We start from the raw sequence: 15,248 nt of genomic DNA on the forward strand, positions 1-15,248 counted from the left end.
GTAGGAGCGGCTTTAGCCGCGAGCTTTTGGTTGATCGCAGGACGCTCGAAGAGCTCGCGGCTAAAGCCGCTCCTACAAAGAGCCGAAGCCGTCATGCCGAGGCTTCCTTCAGCAACCGTCCGCCCGCCTTGCGCTCGCGCGCGGCGCGGATGAAGCCGACGAACAGCGGATGCCCGCCGCGCGGCGTCGACAGGAATTCCGGGTGCGCCTGGCAGGCGATGAACCAGGGATGGTTCGGCAGCTCGATCATTTCCACCAGCAAATCGTCCATCGACTTGGCGCTGATCACCAAGCCGGCGTCTTCGAGCTGGGTGCGGTAGCGGTTGTTGAATTCGTAACGGTGGCGGTGGCGCTCGCCGACCACGTCCTTGCCGTAGATCTCGCGCGACTTGCTGCCCGGCTTCATGCGCTGCTCCTGCAGGCCCAGGCGCATGGTGCCGCCGAGGTCGCTGTCTTCGCTGCGGCGCTCGACTTCGCCGGTCTGCGTGCGCCATTCGGTGATCAGGCCGATCACCGGATGCGGCGACATCTTGTCGTTCTCGGTGCTGTTGGCGCCTTCCAGGCCGGCCAGGTTGCGCGCCACGTCGACCACGGCGGCCTGCATGCCATAGCAGATGCCGAAATACGGAATCTTGTTTTCGCGCGCGAATTTCGCTGTCAGCACCTTGCCTTCGAAACCGCGGTCGCCGAAGCCGCCCGGCACCAGGATGCCGTCGACGCCGGCCAGCGCCTTGTCCGCGCCTTCGCGTTCGACGTCCTGCGACTCGAGCCATTTCAGATTGACGCGGGTGCGCTGGCGGATGCCACCGTGCTTGAGCGCTTCGGACACCGACTTGTAGGCGTCCTTGTGGTCGACGTACTTGCCGACGACGGCGATGTTGACTTCGTCGATCGGGTATTCGTTGGCCTCGACCACCGACAGCCATTCGGACAGATCGGCCGATTCGGCGACCTTGTCTTCCAGGTGCAGGCGCTGCACCACGATCTGGTCCAGGCCCTGCGAGTGCAGCCACATCGGGATCTTGTAGATGTTGTCCAGGTCCACGGCCGAGATCACCGCCTGCTCCGGCACGTTGGTGAACAGCGCGATCTTACGGCGCTCGCCGTCGGGCAGCGGCTGCTCGCTGCGGCACAGCAGCACGTCGGGCTGGATGCCGATCGAGCGCAGTTCCTTCACCGAGTGCTGGGTGGGCTTGGTCTTGAGTTCGCCGGCGGCGGCGATGTACGGCACCAGGGTCAGGTGCATGAACAGCGCCTTCTCGGCGCCGCGTTCGGTGCGGATCTGGCGGATCGCTTCCAGGAACGGCAGCGATTCGATGTCGCCGACGGTGCCGCCGATCTCGACCAGGGCCACGTCGTAGCCGGCCGTGGCCGCGTCGATGCAGCGCTTGATCTCATCGGTGATGTGCGGGATCACCTGCACCGTGGCGCCCAGATAGTCGCCGCGGCGCTCCTTGCGGATCACGTTTTCGTAGATCTTGCCGGTGGTGATCGAGTTCTTGCCGGTCAACCGGGTGTTGACGAAGCGCTCGTAGTGGCCCAGGTCCAGGTCGGTTTCGGCGCCGTCGTCGGTGACGTAGACCTCGCCGTGCTGGAACGGGCTCATGGTGCCCGGGTCGACGTTGATGTAGGGGTCGAGCTTCATCATCGTCACGCGCAGGCCGCGCGCTTCGAGGATGGCCGCCAGGGAGGCCGCGGCGATGCCCTTGCCGAGGGAGGACACCACGCCCCCGGTGACGAAGATGAGCGGGGTGACGGAGCCAGGGGTGGTCATGGGATCAGCGGGTAGCTGGAAAGCCCCATTCTACAGGCAAGCGATGAAATTGGCCCGCGCCGGCGCCGGCGGCGCCACAAAAAGGAACGCCCCAGCCGGGCCGGGGCGTCTTGAAAGCTTGCTGGCAGGCGCGTTACGGCTTTCTGCGGCGCTCTTCTTCCTCTTCTTCTTCCTCCGGCTCGGCCGCGGCGGCATTGGCTTTCTTGCGCGCCTGCGCGGCCTTCTTCTCGGCTTCGGCTGCCTGCTTCTTGGCCGCCTCGGCTTGCTGCTCGGCTTCCTGCGCCTTCTTGTCGGCCTGCTTGGCGGATTGGGCCATGGCCAGCGGCGCGATCAGGGCGGCGGTGACCAAAGCCGGGATCAGCAACTTAATGGACTTCATCGGAACCTCCGGGCCCGAAGGCCAGTCACGCGGTATCGCTTCCGCGCACGATATGCCCTGAATGTTGGCCCGCGACTGAATAACGCACGGCCTCCTCGCGTAGCCCGGGTGGAGCGAAGCGACACCCGGGGAATGGGTCGCGGCGCGCTTCCCGAGTATCGCTTCGCTCCACCCGGGCTACAAAAGCAACGGTGGAGGCGAGGCAATCGTTAAACTACTCGGCATCGCATTCGCCGAAGTCACGATGAGCACCCGCTACAACGCCGCCGATATCGAAGTCCTCTCCGGCCTGGATCCGGTCAAACGCCGCCCGGGCATGTACACCGACACCACCCGCCCCAACCACCTGGCGCAGGAAGTGGTCGACAACGCCGTCGACGAAGCCCTGGCCGGCCATGCCGGCGAAATCGAAGTGACCCTGCACGCGGACGGCAGCTGCGAGGTTTCCGACGACGGCCGCGGCATGCCTGTGGACATCCACCCCGAGGAAAAGATCCCCGGCGTGGAACTGATCCTGACCCGCCTGCACGCCGGCGGCAAGTTCAGCAACAAGAACTACACCTTCAGCGGCGGCCTGCACGGCGTCGGCGTCAGCGTGGTGAACGCGCTGTCGAAGAAGGTCGACGTGTTCATCAAGCGCGACGGCAACGAATACCACATGGGGTTCAAGGACGGCGATCGCGCGTCGAAACTCGAAGTGGTCGGCAGCGTCGGCAGGAAAAACACCGGCACCCGGCTGCGCTTCTGGCCCGATCCGAAATATTTCGATACGCCCAAGTTCAACCTGCGCGCGCTCAGGCATCTATTGCGCGCCAAGGCCGTGCTCTGCCCCGGCCTGACCGTCAAGCTGCACGACGCCGCCAGCGGCGAGCGCGACGAATGGCATTACGAGGACGGCCTGCGCGATTACCTGAAGGGTGAACTGGTCGACCGCGATCTGCTGCCGCCGGACCTCTTCGTCGGCCAGCAGAAAAAAGACACCGAAATCGTCGACTGGGCCGTGGCCTGGGTGCCGGAAGGCGATCTTGTGCAGGAAAGCTACGTCAACCTGATCCCGACCGCCCAGCACGGCACCCACGTCAACGGCCTGCGCACCGGCTTCACCGACGCGCTGCGCGAGTTCTGCGATTTCCGCAGCCTGCTGCCGCGCGGCATCAAGCTGGCGCCGGAAGACGTGTGGGATCGCGTCGCGTTCGTGCTGTCGGTGAAGATGACCGACCCGCAGTTCAGCGGCCAGACCAAAGAACGTCTGTCTTCGCGCCAGGCGGCGGGCTTCGTCGAAGGCGCCGCGCACGATGCGTTCTCGCTGTGGCTGAACCAGCACACCGAATTCGGCGAGAAGATCGCGCAGCTGGCGATCGAGCGCGCCAGCGCGCGGCTGAAGACCGAAAAGCAGATCGTGCGCAAGAAGGTCACGCAAGGCCCGGCGCTGCCCGGCAAGCTCGCCGACTGCATCTCGCAGGATCTTTCGCGCACCGAGCTGTTCCTGGTGGAAGGCGACTCGGCCGGCGGCAGCGCCAAGCAAGCGCGCGACAAGGATTTCCAGGCGATCCTGCCGCTGCGCGGCAAGATCCTCAACACCTGGGAAGTGGCCTCCGGCGGCGTGCTGGCTTCGACCGAAGTGCACGACCTGGCGGTGGCGATCGGCTGCGATCCGGGCAAGGACGACATCACCGGCCTGCGCTACGGCAAGGTCGTGATCCTGGCCGACGCCGATTCGGACGGACTGCACATCGCCACGCTGCTCACCGCGCTGTTTCTCAAGCACTTCCCGGCCCTGGTCGCCGCTGGCCACGTTTTCGTAGCGATGCCGCCGCTGTTCCGCGTCGACGTAGGCAAACAGGTGTTCTACGCGCTGGATGAAGAGGAAAAACGCCTGCTGCTCGAGCGCATCGAGCGCGAAAAGCTCAAAGGTGCCGTCAACGTCACCCGCTTCAAGGGCCTGGGCGAGATGAATCCGCAACAGCTGCGCGAATCCACCATCCACCCCGATACCCGGCGCCTGGTGCAGCTGACCAACGACGACGATGCCGAAACGCGCTCGCTGATGGACATGCTGCTGGCCAAGAAACGTGCGGGCGATCGCAAAAACTGGCTGGAGACCAAGGGCGACTTGGCGACGCTGGAGGTCTGAGCCTCCCAAGGCCGCTAGCCGGCCGACCCTGAAATGTTCTTCTCCGCCGCAATCGCAAAAACGCCCTTCCGGGCTTGGATTTTCCCCGCGCGGCCGGCTAGTCTGTGCCGGCCCTTGGGGAAGGGCTTTATCTAATCAAAGGAACAGGGGCATGAAAACGAACATCGCATGGGCGCTCGCGCTCGGCACCATCCTGTGCGCGCAGGCCAACGCGCAAACGATTCCGGCGATCGACTTCGCCAAGCATTCCGAGGTCTACGAGGTGGAGCTGGCGCCGGACGGCAAGCACATCGCCATCGCCGCGCCGACCCCGGATGGCTTGGAAACCCAACTGCAGATTATCGAACTCGCCGGCGGTAAGACTCAGGTCCTGCGCTTTGGCAAGCTCGAGCACGTCTCCGACATCTATTGGTCGGCGGATGACCGCATCGTGCTGGCGCGCGCCACCAACATGCCGCTGCGGCCGCGGCCGTACAGCCGCGGACAGCTGTTCTCGACCGACCTGAGCGGCACCAACCAGGAAGTGCTATTCGGCTACTTCCGCGACCAGCGCTTGGCCACCGCTAAACGCAAGGACGAAGGCTTCGCCAACGTAGTGAAAGTGCTCGATCAGGAACCCGGCAAAGTGCTCGTGTCGTTCTACTGCTACACCTGTGGCGAAGATCCCGATACGGTGATCTACAAGGTAGATACCGCCACCGGCAGCCGCAACGAAATGGAACGCATCGACGAGCCCGCCAGACTGATCTTCGACAATACCGGCAGGGCCCGCATCAGGACCACGCGCGACAAGAACGACGAACCGATACTGGCCTACCGCGCCGGCTCCGGAGCCGAGTGGCAACCAATGCCCAAGGCGATGGCGGGCTACGAGATCGATTTCGGCGGCTTCGCCGAAGACAACAATACCCTCTACGCCGCGGTATCCGATGCCGGCGAAGCCGCGCGCATGTACAAGCTGGACCTGGCCGCAGGGACGCGCACCGCGCTGCCGTCGATCGCCGACGTGGCTCCCGCGTACTTCCAGTCGGCCGGACGCAACGGCACGCCGTTCGCGGTGGTCTACAACGAGGCCAAGCCGCAGTTGCAGTACCTCGACCCGTCGTCGGATTTCGCCAAGCTGCATGCCGGCCTGATGAAGTCTTTCCCCGGGCAATTGGTGTCGTTCACGGGCTTCAGCCGCGACAACAACATCGTGCTGTTCACGGTGTGGTCGGACCGCAATCCGGGCGAGTACTACATCTACGATCGCGCCACGAAAAAAGCGCAGATGGTGGCCCAAGCGATGCCATGGATCGACGCCTCGAAGATGGCCAAGAGCCGACCTGTGGAGTTCGAAAGCATCGACGGGCTGAAGATCCATGCTTTGTACACCGCGAAGGGCGACGGCGCCAAACCACTGATCGTGATCCCGCACGGCGGCCCGCACGGCGTCTACGACGCTTGGGGCTACGACAGCGACGCTCAGTTCTTCGCCAGCCGCGGCTACGGCGTGCTCCAGGTCAACTATCGCGGTTCCGGCGGTCGCGGCATGGACTTCGAGCGCAAGGGCTACCGCGAATGGGGCGGCAAGATGCAGGACGACATCGCCGCCGGCGTGAAATGGGCGATAGACAATAAGCTCGCCGACCCCGCGCGGATCTGCACCTACGGCGCCAGCTATGGCGGCTACGCCGCGCTGCAGCAGCCGATCCGCTTCCCCGAACTGTACAGGTGCGCGATCGGTTACGTAGGCGTCTACGACCTGACCGTGATGAAGAAGGAAGGCGATATCGACGATACCCGCTTCGGACGCCGCTATCTGGACCGGGTACTGGGCACCGACGAAGCCGCGCTGATCGAGAACTCGCCCGCGCGCAATGCAGACAAGATCAAGGTTCCCGTGTTCCTGGCCCAAGGCGCCATCGACCGGCGCGTGCCGATGGCCCAGTTCAACGCCTTGAAAAACGCATTCGCGGCCAACGGCACCAAAGTGGAAACGATGGTCGCGCCGGCCGAAGGCCATGGCTTCTACAAACCGGAAACGCGCGCCGAGCTGTACCAGCGCGTGGAGAAATTCCTCGAGCAGAATGCCGGCCCCAAGTAAGCAGAGCCGATACGCAAAGTAAAAAAGGCGGCCCGGCCGCCTTTTTTACGGTTTCAAGGTAGAGTCGTTAGCAGCAGTCGGCGCAGCAGCGGCTGCAATTTGGCCGATTTTGCCTCGTCCCAGCCGAAACTCGCTTCATCCATATACGTGCGCTGGCTGATTTCGAGCTGCACCGCATCCACACCGTCGTCGCGATCGCCGTAATGTCGAGTGATGTAGCCGCCTTTGAAACGGCCGTTGACGACGAAATCGTAACCGCCTTGCTCCGCCAACACCGACTCCAAACGCCGCTGCAATTCCGACGAGCAACTAGTGCCGCCCGCCGTGCCGAGATTCAGATCCGGCAGGCGGCCTTCGAACAGGAACGGCACTTCGCCCCGGATCGAATGGCCTTCCCACAACACGATGCGGCCGTGCGCGGCCTTCATGCGTTCGATTTCACCGCGCAGCGCTTGATGGTACGGGCGCCAGTAACGCTCGACTCGTGCGCCGACTTCTTCTTCATCCGGCGCCTGGCCTTCGCGGTACACCGGTTCGCCGGTGAACTGCACGATCGGGCACAGGCCGGTGGTGTTCTGGCCCGGATAAAGCGAGACGTCGTCCTCGGGACGATTCAGGTCCACCACGTAGCGCGAATGCTTGGGCACGATCATCGACGCGCCCAGCTCGCGCGCGAATCCGTACAGCCGGGCCACGTGCCAATCGGTATCGGGCACGCGGCGGGCGGTGTCGGTCAGGCGTTCGGCGATATCGTCCGGCACCGCCGTGCCGTCGTGCGGAACGCTGATCAGCAGCGGTGCGGTGCCGCGATGCAGCTCGAAAATGTCCATGGATCCATTGTAAGCGCTACCGCATCAGGACGACTTCTTCGGCGCTGGTGGGATGGATCGCCACCGTCTCGTCCAGATCGCGCTTGGCGATGCCGCGCTTCAGCGCGACCGCGAAGCCCTGCAGGATCTCGTCGGCGCCTTCGCCCAGCAGGTGGATCCCGACCACCCGCTCCTCTTCGCCGACGCAGACCAGCTTGAACAGGCTGCGCTGCGGGGAATCGGCCAGCGCATGCAGCATCGGGCGGAAGCCGCTGCGGTACACGCGCACCGCATCGCCGAATCTTGCGCGGGCTTCGTCCTCGGTCAGGCCGACCCGGCCGATCGGCGGATGGCTGAAGATGACGGTGGCGATGTCCGAGTAATCCAGCCGCGACTCGGCATCGCCGCCGAACACGCGGTCCATCAGGCGCCGGGCGGCGGCGATCGCCACCGGCGTCAGCGCGACGCGGTCGGTGACGTCGCCCACCGCGTAAACGCCTTCCACGCTGGTGTTCTGGAATTCGTCGACGTGCACGTGGCCGCTGGGATCGAGCTCGATGCCGATCCCGGCCGCGCCGCAGACATCGCTGTTCGGGCACCGGCCGGTCGCGAAGATCAGCGCATCGAACGGCGCACTGTCGTCGTTCGAAGCGTCCCGCAACACGAACTTCGACGCTGCCCCTCGCACCGAGCGCAGCGCGTAATCAAGGTGCAGCTTAACGCCGTACTGGCGATAGTCTTCGGCCAGTTGCAACGACAGTTCTTCGTCGAAGCCGTTGAGCAGGCGCCGGCCGCGCACGAACATGTCGACCCTGCTGCCGAGCGATTGCAATACGCCGGCCAGCTCGACCGCGATATAGCCGCCGCCGACGACCGCCACGCGCTCCGGTGCGGCGCAGAGGTTGAAGAAATCGTCCGACACCATGCCGTGCTCGGCGCCGGCCACGTCAGGCCGCTGCGCACGGCCGCCGGTCGCGACCAGGATGTGCGGCGCCCGCAGCCGCACGCCCTCGCTGGTCTCGACCGTGTCGCGCGACAGCAGGCAGCCGCGCGTACGCAGCAGCGCGATGCCGTTCGCGTCGAGCCGCTGCTGGTAGCTGTTGTGGATGTTGGCGATGTAGCGCTGGCGATGCGTGACGAATTCGATCCAGTCGAACTGCGGCGGCGGCACCGCGAAGCCTAGCTGCGCGGCCAGGGCCAGCTTCTGCGACAGGTCGGCCGCCAGCCACATCGCCTTCTTGGGCACGCAGCCGACGTTGACGCAGGTGCCGCCGAGCTCGCCCGGCTCCAGCACCGCCACGCGCGCCCCGTGCGCGGCCGCGCGGAAAGCGCCGGCGAGGCCGCCGGAACCGCCGCCGATCACGATCAGGTCGAAATCGGTACCGCTCACGCGAAACGCTCGACGCGGTAGGGCTTCGGGTCTATCGCAGGTTCGCGGCCGCAAATCAGATCGGCGGCCAATTGCGCCGTGCCGGTGCTCATGCTGACGCCGAGCATGCCATGGCCGGTCGCCAGCCATAGGCGTTCGCGGCCCGGGACGCGGCCGATGATCGGCAGGTCGTCGTAGGTCATGGGCCGCCAGCCGAACCACTCTTCGCGCTTGGCGGGACCGACCGGCTGGCGCAGGTACTCGCGCGATCCGCGCTCAAGCGCGTCCAGGCGGCGGCGGTTGAGGGCATCGTCGTAACCGGAGAATTCCATCGTGCTGCCGAGCCGGAAACCGCTGCCCCACGCCGTTACGCAGACGCTGCGCTCGTGCAGCACCACCGGACGGCGCGGCATCAGGGCCGGCGCGTCGTAGGTGATCGAATAGCCTTTGCCCGGTTGCATGGCCTTGGCCAACGGCGCTGCGGCCAGATCCAGCGATTTCCCCAGCCGCGGCGACCAGGCGCCGGTCGCGATCAGCACATCGCGTCCTCGGAATGCGCCTTGCGCGCTGGCGATGCGGTAGTCGTCGCCGTCCTGCGCCAGGCCGCGCACTTCGCACTGCTCCACGATCTTGCCGCCGCGTTGCAGCAGCGCATGCGCCAACCCTGCGACGTAGCGGTCTGGCCGCAGGCTGGCGTCGCCGGTGAAGCGGATCACGCCGTGCACGCCGGGCAGCACCGCCGGTTCTTCGCGTTCGTAAGCAGCGCCTTCGATCTTTTCCGACGGCACGCCGTACTCGGCGAGCAAGCGCACTTCCTCGCCGAATTCGTCGAACGCGGCCGCATTGCGGAATATGTGGTCGGTACCCGATTCGGCGAATTCGCATTCGATGCCGTAGCGCGCCAGCCAGGACGGCAACGCCTGGCGCGAATGCGACAGGATCGCCGCCTTGGCCGCCGTCGCCTGGCGCAAATCGCGCATATTGCAGCGTGCGGCGAAACGCGCCAGCCAGGCCCACAGCGACGGGTCCATGCGCGGCCTCAGGTACAAGGGCGCATCGGGCGTCAGCAGCCAGCGCATGGCGCGACCGATCGTGCCGGGCGCGGCCAGCGGCAAGGAATGGCTGGGGGTGATGGTGCCGCAGTTGCCGTGCGAACTGCCGCTGCCCACGGTGCGGGCTTCCAGCACGCGCACGCTGCGCCCGGCCTCCACCAGCGCCAACGCGCTGGCCAGGCCGACCACGCCGCCGCCGATGATCACTACATCGCTACGATCGCTCATGCGATCAGTGTAGCGACAACGGCCGCCCTACTTACAGAGCGGCGGCCGCCCCGCTCGCCCGTTCTTGGGCGATCCGCATCGCCGGCCGGCGCGCATACGTCGCCCAGCGCCACAACCATTCCATCGGCCCGTAGCGGAACTTGGACAGCCACCAACGGCTGAGCAGCAGCTGCAGGCCGAACACGGCCAGCACGAACAGCACCTGCCGTGCCCGTCCGACGCCCCAATGCCCCAGACCGTAACCGTAGAAGAACAGGCTGGCGATCACCGACTGGCTCAGGTAGTTGGTGAGGGCCATGCGCCCGGCCGGCGCGAGCCAGGACAGCAGCTTCGCCCAGGCGCGCTTCTGCAACAGAAGCACGATCGCTGCGATGTAGCCCAGCGACATCGGCAGGTTGCCCAGGCTCTGCAAGCCGACCGCCAACTGCCATTGCTTGTCGTTCTGGCCCGGCACATGGCTGACGGCGATGAAGCTGGCCGCGATGGCGAGCGCGGTACCCAACGGCAACCCGATCCACGCCAGCTTGCGGAACAAGCCGAGGTGCTGCTGCGGATGCTGGATCACGCCGGAATGCACGAACCACGCGCCGACCAGGAACAATCCCATCACCATGACCGTGAAACCGCCCTGCTGCACGAAATCGCCCAGATAGGATCCGGCGCGGAACTCGACCGCTTCGCGATAGCTGCCGCCGCTCATCACCCGCGCCTCGGTCGCCACTTGCTTGCGGTGTTCGGCACGGCGCTCCTGCTTCTTGCGCTCCTGCTCGGCGGCTTCTTTCTTCTGCGCGGCGGACTCCTTCGTCGGTTCGGCCGTCTGCTGTTGGTTCGCCGTCTCCGACGCGGCCGGCATCGCCAGCGCGATGGCCGCGCCGATCATCATCGCGGCGAAAGGCCCGAGGTAGAGCGTCGCACCGGCGCGCAACGTGCGTTTCTCAAGAGGATTGCGATAACGCGCCGACAGCCATGCCAGCAGACCCAGCAACAGGCTCCCGCCCAGCGCCGCATAGCCGCTGCCTTTCATGGCGATCATGACCGTCACCCCGATCGCGACCGCCACGGCGGCGATCGCCAGGACCAGGCTCGGCAGCGGCCATTGCGCGCCGCCGATCCGGACTTTGCGTTCGCTGCGCAGATACATCGCCACCAGGCCGGCGAGCGCCAACGCGAATACGAAACTGCCGACGCCTTGCGATTCGAAGGCGAACCCCAGCGCCGCAAGCGCGGCGGCCGCCAGCAAGCCATGCCAGAAGCGCCCGAACAACGTCAGCAGCAGCAATGCCGCCGCCGCCGCGTAACTGAGCAGGATGTCGCCGCCCCAAATGAGCACGCCGTGCGCGAGGCCGATCAAAGCCAAGGCCGCGGTGCGCCGCAGGTAGGGCACGACGAAACCGCGTTGCGCGGCTGTCGCCCGCGTCAGCATGACCGCAAACCCCATGCCGAACAGCATCGAGAACATGGTCCAGAACTTGCCGCGCACGAATACGTCGACGAACCAGCTGGCCGCGTAGTCGATGCCGGTGTGCGCGGCCATGCCCGCGCCCAGATCGGACAGCGGCCGGTTGAACCACTCGATGTTCATCAGGAAGATGCCGAGCAGCGCGAAGCCGCGGATCACGTCCAATGCCTGGATGCGTTCGCCCGCCGCGACCGGTTTCAATTCCGGGATTGCAGTCACGTCGCTCATGCCATGTCCTTACGGTCGTGGCGACGATTTCCGCATGTAGCGGCGCGCGATTCGCGGGCCGGAAGTCACTCGGACCGATGGGGCATCAGGCCCGGATGCGCATCGCCGGTTTGCGCGCGTAGGTGATCCAGCGCCACAACCACTCCATCGGACCGTAACGATGCCCCGCCAGCCACCAGCGACTGGCGGCGGCCTGCACCGCGAACACGGCCAGCACGAATACGGCCTGCCACGTCCGGCCCAAGCCCCAGAAGCCGAATCCGTAACCGTAGAAGAACCACGTCGCCAATACCGACTGCATCAGATAGTTGGTCAGCGCCATGCGTCCGCTCGCCGCTACCCACGAAAGCCGGCCGTCGGCCGCACCACGGCCCGCCAGCAAGAACGCGAATGCCAGATAGCCCAACGCCATCGACAAAGCGCCGGCTTCCGGCAGCAGCGACAGCAAAGCCGCGGCGGGTTTCGAAGCGGAAGCCGCCTCGACCCAGCGTTCGCCGCCGATCACGGCCAGCGTCCCGAGCGGAAACCCCACCCAGGCCAGCCCACGCCAAAGTTTGCGATGGCGCTCAGGCGCGCGCGCGGCGCCCGAACGCACCAGCCACATGCCGACCAGGAACAGGCCGCCGGCCGCCAGACCCAGCATGAACATCGTGTCGATGGGCCGCTTGAAGCCGTTCTGTGCGCGGAAACGCACGCCCTCGATGTAGCTGCCTTCGGCCATGGCTTTGTTCTCGGCCATGCCCCGCGCGCGCAATTCGGCGCGCCGCTTCGCCGGCTGCGCCTCCGAAGCGGGCGTCGTTGCGGGCCAGAACGTAGCCGGCGTCCACTGTGCGAGTGCGGCGGCGACCGCCGCAGCCAACACCGGCGCCAGGAAAAACCAAACGCCGGCCCGCAGCAAACGTTGCGCGGCATCGCTGCGATCGAACCAGGCGATGCCGCCTGCGATCAGCAACGCGATCGCATACCCGGCGCACTTGCGCGCTTCGGCCGGCACCGCCGATCCATAGGCGCCCAGCAGCGCGATGGCGATCGCGGCGGCGACGGTCCCCATCGCGAGCAACTTGCGCCGGTGCGGTCCGGCAAGACGCAGGTACAGCGCTGCGGTCGCGCTGTACATCCACAGCAGGAACATGTCGACCGGCGCCGGGCCGCCCCAAAGCCGCATGAGCGCGATGGTTGCGATGCCGAGCGCCAGGCCGAACCAGGGCCCGCAGAACAATATCGCCAGCAACAGCGCCGCGGTGACCGCGTAGTTCAGCAGGATGTCGCCGGACCAGATCAGCACGATATGCAGCGCGCCGAACAGCGCGAGCGCCAGCGCACGGCGCAGATAGCGCGCGACGAACCCGTCGCGATCGGCGCCGGCGCGCTCGAGCATCACCGCGAAACCCATGCCGAACAGGATCGAGAACAGCGTCCAGAACTTGTTCTCGACGAACGTTGCGAGCAGCCACTGCACGATGCCGTCGACCGATTCCAGACGATGCCCGCCATCCGGTGGGGTCAGTTTGGACAAGTTGAACGCCTGCACGTTGACCAGCAGGATGCCCAGCAGTGCGGATCCGCGCGCGAGATCGAGCGCCTTTACGCGCTGGCCGGATTCCACCGGGCCGGCGGAGGCCTCTTCCGCGCGTCGCGGCGCGGATCCGTCGGACGTCACGCGGGAGCCAGGCGCATCGCTGGACGTTCCAGGTAAGTCAGCCAGCGCCACAGCCACTCCATCGGCCCGTAGCGGTAGCGCGATAGCCACCAGCGGCTCCACAACACCTGCAATGCGAATACGGCCAGCACGAACAACGGTTGCCAGGCGCGCGGCAATTGTTCGAAGTAGCCCAGCCCGTAGCCGTAGAAGATCACCGTGCAGATCACCGATTGCATCAGGTAGTTGGTCAGCGCCATGCGTCCGGCGGGCGCGAACCAACCCAGCCTTGCGCGCCAGGCGGGACGCTGCATCAGCAGCACGATGGCCGAAAAATAGCCGAAGCACATCAGCACGTTGGCGACTTGGCCGGCGGTCTGCGATGCCGCCGAGCCCAGGCTCATCTCGGACATGCTGTGGGTGGGATGCGTCCAGAACGACCACAGCATCAGCGGCAGCCCGAGTCCCAGCCCGACGATCAGCAGGCGCCGGTACAACGGCAGGCGCGAAGCCGGGTCGCGTATCGCGCCGCTGCGCACGAACCAGGCGCCGAACAGGAACATGCCCAGCACCAGCGGCCCGAAGAACATCAGCCCGAACATCATGAAGCCGAAATCCTGCGCGCGCTGCGCGACGGCCTGCGCGTAGGTGCCCGATCCGTACGCCTGGCGCTGCGCATCGATCATCGCGGCGACCTGCCGGCCCTGTTCGGCCATGCCCTTCTGCACTTCGGCGGCCGCCTGCGGATCCGATTGCGCCAGGTGCAGGCTGCCCGCCCACAACCACATCAGCAGCAGCGGCAGGAGCACGGCCGCGACGCCCCATTTCGGCAGCCGCGAGACCGGCGTGCGGCGAAAGAAAAGCAGCAGCAAGAAGCCGAGCAGCGCGTAGGACACCAGGATGTCCCCGGACCAGATCAGCAGCACGTGCACCAGGCCGATGCCGAGCAGCGCCAGCAGCCGCCGCGCGTACAAGCCTGTGCCGTTGGCGCCGCGCGCCTGCGCGCGCTCGAGCATGACCGCGAAGCCCATGCCGAACAACAGCGAGAACAGGGTGATGAACTTGCCCTGCACCAGGACGTAGATGATCGCGTCCATCGTCCGGTCGGCGCCGGTGAAGCGCGTATTGACCCCGGTCAGCGATTCCATCAGCGGGCCGACGAAGCCTTCGATGTTCATCAGCAGGATGCCGAGCAGCGCGAAACCGCGCAGCACATCCATGGTCTGGATACGTTCGTTGCCGGCGACCGGCATCAAGTGCGCGTCCTGATTCATGCGGATTCCCTCTCCCTTTGCCGACCCCCGGAGTCCGAATCATTCACCGTGCCGGCCGTGGCCGCAAGCGCGGCCAGAAACGAAAAACGGCCCGCTCGCGCAGGGCCGTTAGCTTTCCCCTCTCCCTTTATGGGAGAGGGACAGGCCCGAAGGGCCAGGGAGAGGGTCCGGCTTTTCGCACCATCAGGAAGCAAGCGCAAAAGCACGCTTCGCTATGCTCGCGCCCCTCTCCTACCCCCAGATCAAGGCCGGGGCAGGCTCTTCGCGCATCCTCCCCCGCAAAGGGGAGAGAAAAGCACTAATGCGCGTGCCCGCCCTCGCCATGCACATGCCCATGCTCGATCTCTTCCGCACTGGCCTCGCGCACTGCCACGATCTCGATATCGAAATGCAGCGCCTTGCCCGCCATCGGATGGTTGAGGTCGACATCGACCACGCTCATCCCGACCTTCTCGATGGTCACCGCACGCGGACCGAAGTTGGTGTTCAGCACGACCTGCATCCCCGGCTCCAGGCGTTGGGCGCCGAAGTGCTTCTTCGGCACGCGCTGGGTCAGGCCGTCGCGGCGCTCGCCGTAAGCGTCGGCCGCGGCCACGTCCACGCCGAAGCTGTCGCCGGCCTCGTGCCCGTCCAGCGCCTTTTCCAGGCCCGGGATGATGTTGCCGTGGCCGATCAGGATCTGCAGCGGCTCGCGCTCCTTGGAGCTCTCCAGCGCTTCCTGACCCTGCTCGGAAACGGTGTAGTGGAAACTGACGACGCGGTCTTTCTCGATTTTCATTCGGAACCCTGGCGAGCGCGCGAGCTTGTGGGCCGCGTC

At 66.0% G+C, this 15,248-nt stretch carries 11 protein-coding genes and 1 pseudogene; 2 read left to right on the plus strand and 10 right to left on the minus strand.

Translation table 11 applies throughout. The features are described from left to right. Positions 1-91 precede the first annotated feature (91 nt). The gene (gene pyrG, locus M2650_RS05950) at positions 92-1,774 is read right to left on the minus strand and encodes a CTP synthase (RefSeq protein WP_249472452.1); all 1,683 of its coding nucleotides are present in this window, start codon (positions 1,772-1,774) and stop codon (positions 92-94) included. A 133-nt stretch (positions 1,775-1,907) separates the two neighbouring features. Next, positions 1,908-2,153, minus strand: a complete 246-nt coding sequence (locus M2650_RS05955) for a hypothetical protein (RefSeq protein ID WP_249472454.1) — start codon at positions 2,151-2,153, stop codon at positions 1,908-1,910. A gap of 244 nt (positions 2,154-2,397) precedes the next feature. On the opposite strand from M2650_RS05955, the gene parE reads away from it, so the two are divergent. Then, positions 2,398-4,287 (plus strand): DNA topoisomerase IV subunit B, encoded by a 1,890-nt coding sequence (gene parE, locus M2650_RS05960; protein WP_249472456.1) that lies wholly within the window; start codon positions 2,398-2,400, stop codon positions 4,285-4,287. Positions 4,288-4,438: 151 nt separating this feature from the next. After that, positions 4,439-6,373, plus strand: a complete 1,935-nt coding sequence (locus tag M2650_RS05965) for a S9 family peptidase (protein ID WP_249472458.1) — start codon at positions 4,439-4,441, stop codon at positions 6,371-6,373. A gap of 53 nt (positions 6,374-6,426) precedes the next feature. On the opposite strand, the gene hutG is transcribed toward M2650_RS05965, so the two are convergent. From hutG to M2650_RS06005, 8 genes and pseudogenes are all read right to left on the minus strand, one after another. After that, a complete protein-coding gene (gene hutG, locus M2650_RS05970) occupies positions 6,427-7,203 on the minus strand; it encodes an N-formylglutamate deformylase (RefSeq protein WP_249472459.1) in 777 nt (258 codons plus the stop codon). Positions 7,204-7,219: 16 nt separating this feature from the next. Continuing rightward, entirely contained in the window at positions 7,220-8,572 is a 1,353-nt protein-coding gene (gorA, locus tag M2650_RS05975; RefSeq protein WP_249472461.1) for a glutathione-disulfide reductase, read from the minus strand. Continuing rightward, positions 8,569-9,831, minus strand: a complete 1,263-nt coding sequence (locus M2650_RS05980; RefSeq protein WP_249472463.1) for an NAD(P)/FAD-dependent oxidoreductase — start codon at positions 9,829-9,831, stop codon at positions 8,569-8,571. The genes gorA and M2650_RS05980 overlap by 4 nt, the downstream gene beginning before the upstream one ends. 31 nt (positions 9,832-9,862) lie before the next feature. Then, positions 9,863-10,972, minus strand: coding sequence for a DUF418 domain-containing protein (locus M2650_RS16520; protein ID WP_425602531.1), 1,110 nt, complete (start codon positions 10,970-10,972; stop codon positions 9,863-9,865). A gap of 129 nt (positions 10,973-11,101) precedes the next feature. After that, positions 11,102-11,518: pseudogene (locus tag M2650_RS16590) on the minus strand (DUF418 domain-containing protein); the annotation flags it as partial. A gap of 85 nt (positions 11,519-11,603) precedes the next feature. Further along, positions 11,604-13,178 (minus strand): DUF418 domain-containing protein, encoded by a 1,575-nt coding sequence (locus tag M2650_RS16525; RefSeq protein WP_249472464.1) that lies wholly within the window; start codon positions 13,176-13,178, stop codon positions 11,604-11,606. Further along, on the minus strand, positions 13,175-14,431 hold the full coding sequence (locus tag M2650_RS06000; RefSeq protein WP_249472466.1) for a DUF418 domain-containing protein: 1,257 nt from the start codon (positions 14,429-14,431) through the stop codon (positions 13,175-13,177). Before M2650_RS06000 ends, M2650_RS16525 begins: the two co-directional genes overlap by 4 nt. Positions 14,432-14,729: 298 nt before the next feature. Beyond that, positions 14,730-15,209 carry an FKBP-type peptidyl-prolyl cis-trans isomerase gene (locus M2650_RS06005; RefSeq protein ID WP_249472467.1) on the minus strand — a complete coding sequence of 160 codons (480 nt, stop codon included), beginning with the start codon at positions 15,207-15,209 and terminating at the stop codon, positions 14,730-14,732. Positions 15,210-15,248 lie beyond the last annotated feature (39 nt).

The organism is Luteimonas galliterrae (assembly GCF_023374055.1).
GTDB classification, from domain to species: Bacteria; Pseudomonadota; Gammaproteobacteria; order Xanthomonadales; family Xanthomonadaceae; genus Luteimonas_C; species Luteimonas_C galliterrae.

Coding starts and splice junctions, on each gene's coding strand:
- pyrG (WP_249472452.1), bottom strand. CDS start 1,774: ATGACCACCCCTGGCTCCGTCACCCCGCTCATCTTCGTCACCGGGGGC.
- M2650_RS05955 (WP_249472454.1), bottom strand. CDS start 2,153: ATGAAGTCCATTAAGTTGCTGATCCCGGCTTTGGTCACCGCCGCCCTG.
- parE (WP_249472456.1), top strand. CDS start 2,398: ATGAGCACCCGCTACAACGCCGCCGATATCGAAGTCCTCTCCGGCCTG.
- M2650_RS05965 (WP_249472458.1), top strand. CDS start 4,439: ATGAAAACGAACATCGCATGGGCGCTCGCGCTCGGCACCATCCTGTGC.
- hutG (WP_249472459.1), bottom strand. CDS start 7,203: ATGGACATTTTCGAGCTGCATCGCGGCACCGCACCGCTGCTGATCAGC.
- M2650_RS05980 (WP_249472463.1), bottom strand. CDS start 9,831: ATGAGCGATCGTAGCGATGTAGTGATCATCGGCGGCGGCGTGGTCGGC.
- M2650_RS16520 (WP_425602531.1), bottom strand. CDS start 10,972: ATGTATCTGCGCAGCGAACGCAAAGTCCGGATCGGCGGCGCGCAATGG.
- M2650_RS06000 (WP_249472466.1), bottom strand. CDS start 14,431: ATGAATCAGGACGCGCACTTGATGCCGGTCGCCGGCAACGAACGTATC.
- M2650_RS06005 (WP_249472467.1), bottom strand. CDS start 15,209: ATGAAAATCGAGAAAGACCGCGTCGTCAGTTTCCACTACACCGTTTCC.